General features: G+C 35.5%; 1 protein-coding gene and 1 pseudogene. One reads left to right on the forward strand and one right to left on the reverse strand.

Translation table 11 applies throughout. From position 1 onward, the window contains the following. Positions 1–242: 242 nt before the first annotated feature. A pseudogene (locus ABZW17_RS46705) lies at positions 243–923 on the reverse strand (IS6 family transposase). 50 nt (positions 924–973) lie between these two features. Between ABZW17_RS46705 and ABZW17_RS46710 the strand changes: the two are divergent. Then, positions 974–1,117 (forward strand): IS3 family transposase, encoded by a 144-nt coding sequence (locus ABZW17_RS46710; RefSeq protein ID WP_101812836.1) that lies wholly within the window; start codon positions 974–976, stop codon positions 1,115–1,117. Positions 1,118–1,264: the final 147 nt, after the last annotated feature.

Consider the following 1,264-nt stretch of genomic DNA (forward strand, 5'->3'; position numbering starts at 1 on the left):
TAAGTCGTGCGCTTTCTAATGCCTAGTGGTTTAAGATTAGGATAGCACGACTTATTTATTTTCCAATGAAATCAACTAGCAATTCGGGTATTGACCTAAGAAGATGTATTCCATTTTGTATCCATTTATTTGAATTTAGTCCAGTTCTAACTATCTTTTTTTTCAAATTTAAGCTAAAATGAATTGATGGTTCTGTTGCGAAGTTTGAAAATCAAACGCGCCCTCTCTGAACTCCAAATATCTTAGGCTGGTATTCCCATTAATACCTTGATTTCAGTAGACACCGAAAAGCCGAAGAGCGTTCCATTTCTTCGGTTCTTTTTATATATTCCTCGAATGGTCTCCATGCCCTTAATCGTGGAAGAGGCTGTACGGAGACTTTGATAAAATTTATTTCGTCGTTTAATAGGTCGATGGTCTTGTTCTATTAAATTGTTAAGATACTTCACAGTTCGGTGCTCTGTCTTAGTATATAAACCCACACTCTGTAACTTTCTAAAGGCGGAGCCAAGAGAAGGTGCTTTATCGGTCACAATTGCTTTCGGCTCACCAAACTGTTTATGGAGTCATTTTAAGAAAGCATAGGCTGCTTGCGTATCCCGTTTCTTTCGTAACCAGATATCTAAGGTTAAGCCGTCCGCATCAATTGCACGATAAAGATAATGCCAACGTCCCTTAATTTTGATATAGGTTTCGTCCATTTTCCATGAATAGAAGGATTGTCTATTTTGCTTCTTCCAAAGATAATAGAGGACTTTGCTGTACTCTTGCACCCAACGATAAATCGTAGTATGACAAACATTTATTCCACGATCATATAACAATTCCTGAACTTCACGATAGCTTAGATTGTAACGCAGGTAGTAACCAACAGCGACAATAATGACGTCTTTTTTGAATTGTTTGCCTTTAAAATGATTCATTACTCTGTCCTCTCTGTCTTTTTTCTCAATTTTACACTAAAATAGATTTTTTGGAAAACTTTGCAACAGAACCTATTGGAGAATTCAAGGAAATCACAAAGAATTACGTCGATTGGTTTAACAATCGACGAATATCACAGAAAACAAAAGGCATGACTCCCTGCGAATACAGGGAACATGCCTTAGCAGTTTAAAAATATTCAATTTTGTCTTGCACTTTACGGCTCATGCTGTTTTAGACTCTTTTTTATGCAATTTTGTCTTAGTTTTTAATAATTTAATGCGCTTTAAAGTAGTTTTTTATGATTTGCTTTTTATTAATTTGCTGGCTTTAATGAAAT

It is taken from the genome of Amycolatopsis sp. NPDC004625, assembly GCF_040609695.1.
Classification (GTDB): Bacteria; Actinomycetota; Actinomycetes; order Mycobacteriales; family Pseudonocardiaceae; genus Amycolatopsis.